Here is a 3,353-nt window from a genome sequence, read left to right on the forward strand (position 1 = left end):
ACGATGCGGCGCGCGCCGGCCGCGACCACGTCCGGCACCCGGGTGATGTCGATACCCCCGATGGCGAACCACGGCTTGTCGTTGCCGGTCGCGTCCTCCAGCGCGCGGGCGGCGCGGACCAGGTCCAACCCGGGCGCCGGGCGCCCCGGTTTGGTGGGCGTCGGCCAGCACGGTCCGACACAGAAGTAGTCGACGTCTTCGGCCATCGCGGCCTGTACCTGGTCGATGTCGTGCGTCGAGCGACCCACGACGGTGTCGCCGACGATGCTGCGCGCCACCGGGAGCGGCAGGTCGTCCTGGCCCAGGTGCAGGACGTCCGCGCCGGCCGCCAGCGCGATGTCGGCGCGGTCGTTGACGGCCAGCAACGCGCCGTGGCGCCGCGCCGCGTCGCCGAGGGCTTCGATCGCTGCGAGCTCGCTGCGGGCCTCCAGCGGGCCGAACCGTTGCTCACCCGGGGAGCCTTTGTCCCTGAGCTGGATGATGTCGACCCCGCCCGCAAGCGCCTGCTCGGCGAACTCCGCCAGGTCACCGCGTTCGCGGCGGGCGTCGGTGCACAGGTACAGCGACGACGAGAGCAGCCGGGTGCGCGGCGAGGTGTCACTCACACTGCGAAACGCTAACCGCGTACCGACGTAGGCTGGTAACCGACCACACGGGAGTCCCGGGTACGGGGACTGAGAGTGAGCGCGCCGTTCTTACCGTCACACCTGATCCGGGTCATGCCGGCGAAGGGAGGAGAAGATGCCGACCATGAGCAGGAAAGCCATGAACCTTGCTGTCGTCGGCGGCGGCGTCATCGGATTGGCCGTCGCCCGCCGTGCCGCCCAGGACGGCTGGACGGTCCGGGTGCACCGGGCCGAGCAGCGCGGCGCGTCCTGGGTCGCCGGCGGGATGCTCGCGCCGCACAGCGAGGGCTGGCCCGGGGAGGAACGCCTGCTGCGGATCGGGCTGGAGTCGCTCGAGCTGTGGCATCGGGGATTTCTGGACGGCCTGCCGCCCGAGGTGGTGACGGCCCGGCAATCGCTGGTCGTCGCGGTGGACCGCGCTGATGCCGCAGATCTGAAGACCGTTGGCGAGTGGCTGGCCGGCCAGGGACATCCGGTGACGCTGACGAATTCCGCGCGCGACATCGAACCGCTTCTCGCCCAGGGCATTCGGCACGGATTCACCGCAGACACCGAGCTGGCGGTGGACAACCGGGCCGTCGTCGACGCGCTCGCCGCGCACTGCGGTCGGCTCGGTGTGCAGTGGGCACCACCGGTGCAGGACCTCGCCCGGGTCGACGCGGACACCGTCGTCATCGCCAACGGGATCGACGCGCCCACGCTCTGGCCGGGGTTGCCGGTCCGCCCGGTCAAGGGTGAGGTGCTGCGGCTGAGATGGCGTCGCGGATGTATGCCCGTGCCGCAGCGGGTCATCCGGGCACGGGTGCACGGACGCCAGGTGTATCTGGTGCCCAGAGCCGACGGTGTGGTGGTCGGCGCGACGCAGTACGAGCACGGCCGGGACACCGCCCCCGTGGTGACCGGGGTGCGGGAACTGCTCGACGACGCCTGCGCGGTGGTGCCGGCGCTCGGTGAGTACGAGTTCGCCGAGTGCGCCGCCGGGCTGCGGCCGATGACCACCGACAACTTTCCGCTCGTCGGCAGGCTCGACGAGCGCACCCTGGTGGCGGCAGGTCATGGCCGCTCCGGGTTCCTGCTGGCCCCGTGGACGGCCGAGGTGATCGCCGCGGAGCTGTCCGGCGCACCGGTGCCGAGCCCCGACGAACTGAAGGTGGCGCGATGAAGGTCGTGGTCAACGATGAAACGGTGGAGATCGACGATCAGATGACAGTGGCAGGCCTGCTCGAATCGCTCGGGTTCCCGGAGAAGGGGATCGCGGTGGCGGTCAACTGGTCGGTGATCCCGCGGTCGCAGTGGGACACAACGCTCGACGACGGTGCGAAGGTGGAAGTGGTGACGGCGGTGCAAGGTGGTTGAGGTGGCGGTGCACACCGGACCGGACAAGTTGAGCATCGCCGACCGGGAGTTCGGCTCGCGGTTGATCCTCGGCACCGGCGGGGCGGCCAACCTCGCGGTGCTCGAGGAGGCGTTGATCGCCTCGGAGACGGAGCTCACCACGGTGGCGATGCGTCGTGTCGACGCCGACGGCCGCACCGGTGTGCTCGAACTGCTCGCGCGGATCGGCGTCACCCCGCTGCCGAACACGGCGGGCTGCCGCGGGGCGGCCGAAGCGGTGATGACGGCCCAGTTGGCGCGCGAAGCGCTGCAGACGAACTGGGTGAAGCTGGAGGTCACCGCCGACGAGCGGACGCTGCTTCCCGACGGTGTCGAATTGATCAGGGCCGCCGAGCAACTGGTCGACGACGGCTTTGTGGTGCTGCCCTACACCAACGACGACCCGGTACTGGCCCGGCGTCTGGAGGACACCGGCTGTGCCGCGGTGATGCCGCTCGGGTCGCCGATCGGCACCGGCCTGGGCATCGCCAACCCGCACAACATCGAGATGATCGTCGAGCACGCTTCCGTGCCGGTGATTCTCGACGCGGGAATCGGGACCGCGAGCGACGCCGCACTGGCGATGGAACTCGGCTGTGACGCCGTGCTTCTGGCCAGCGCCGTCACCCGTGCCGCCGATCCGGCCGCGATGGCGGCGGCGATGGCCGCCGCGGTCAAGGGCGGTTACCTGGCGCGGCGGGCGGGCAGGATCCCGAAGCGGTTCTGGGCGCAAGCCTCCAGCCCGCGGCTGTGATGAGCGCTCGCGCGAAGAACCGAGAATTGTGATGATCGCAAAACGCTATGTGGCGCTAGGTAGTTCGATGGCCGCCGGGCCCGGGATCCAGCCACGGGCGGCAGGATCGCCACGGTCCGCCGGGCGGTCCGCGCGCAACTACCCGCACCTCGTCGCCAGATCGCTGGGCCTCGAACTCGTCGACGTCACCTACTCGGGGGCGACCACCGCGCACGTCCTCACCGAATCCCAGCGCGGGGCGCCGCCGCAGGTGGACGCACTCGACGGCACCGAGACGCTGGTGACGGTGACGATCGGCGGAAACGACGTCGGCTATGTGCCGATGCTGTTCGCCGCGGGCCTGCCCGGATTCGCACAGGCGGTTCCGTTCCTGGGCGCGCGGTTGCGCGAACTCCTCGACCCCGCGGCGCGGGACCGGGCGCTGGCCGAGGTCGGCGAGTCGCTGGTGGAGGTGGGACGGACGGTGCGACACCGTGCGCCGCATGCGACCGTGCTGTTCGTCGACTACCTCACGCTGCTGCCGCCTCCCGGGGCGGCGGCGCCCCCGCTGCGGGATGCCGATCTCGCGCTGGGCCGGCGGATGGCGAGCACCCTGGAGC

5 protein-coding genes and 1 riboswitch are annotated in these 3,353 nt (G+C 71.1%); of the genes, 4 read left to right on the forward strand and 1 reads right to left on the reverse strand.

From position 1 onward, the window contains the following. Positions 1-605 (reverse strand): thiamine phosphate synthase (gene thiE / locus WA944_RS20725; RefSeq protein ID WP_526647301.1); only part of this gene is annotated, 605 nt, incomplete at its 3' end. A 37-nt stretch (positions 606-642) separates the two neighbouring features. Continuing rightward, a riboswitch (TPP riboswitch) is annotated at positions 643-751 on the forward strand. On the opposite strand from thiE, the gene thiO reads away from it, so the two are divergent. The 4 genes from thiO to WA944_RS20745 form a co-directional block, all read left to right on the forward strand. Beyond that, a complete protein-coding gene (thiO, locus tag WA944_RS20730) occupies positions 751-1,788 on the forward strand; it encodes a glycine oxidase ThiO (protein WP_526375124.1) in 1,038 nt (345 codons plus the stop codon). (Overlaps the previous riboswitch by 1 nt.) Beyond that, the gene (thiS, locus tag WA944_RS20735) at positions 1,785-1,982 is read left to right on the forward strand and encodes a sulfur carrier protein ThiS (protein ID WP_163887956.1); all 198 of its coding nucleotides are present in this window, start codon (positions 1,785-1,787) and stop codon (positions 1,980-1,982) included. The genes thiO and thiS overlap by 4 nt, the downstream gene beginning before the upstream one ends. 7 nt (positions 1,983-1,989) lie before the next feature. Beyond that, on the forward strand, positions 1,990-2,754 hold the full coding sequence (locus tag WA944_RS20740; RefSeq protein WP_526375127.1) for a thiazole synthase: 765 nt from the start codon (positions 1,990-1,992) through the stop codon (positions 2,752-2,754). Positions 2,755-2,785: 31 nt separating this feature from the next. After that, positions 2,786-3,353, forward strand: a 568-nt coding sequence (locus tag WA944_RS20745; protein ID WP_526647302.1) for an SGNH/GDSL hydrolase family protein, incomplete at its 3' end; no start/stop codon positions are given.

Source organism: Mycobacterium sp. (assembly GCF_049683355.1).
GTDB lineage: Bacteria > Actinomycetota > Actinomycetes > Mycobacteriales > Mycobacteriaceae > Mycobacterium.

What these genes read in the sequence shown, in the direction of transcription:
- thiO (WP_526375124.1), top strand. Translation starts at nt 751, where the DNA reads ATGAGCAGGAAAGCCATGAACCTTGCTGTCGTCGGCGGCGGCGTCATC.
- thiS (WP_163887956.1), top strand. Translation starts at nt 1,785, where the DNA reads ATGAAGGTCGTGGTCAACGATGAAACGGTGGAGATCGACGATCAGATG.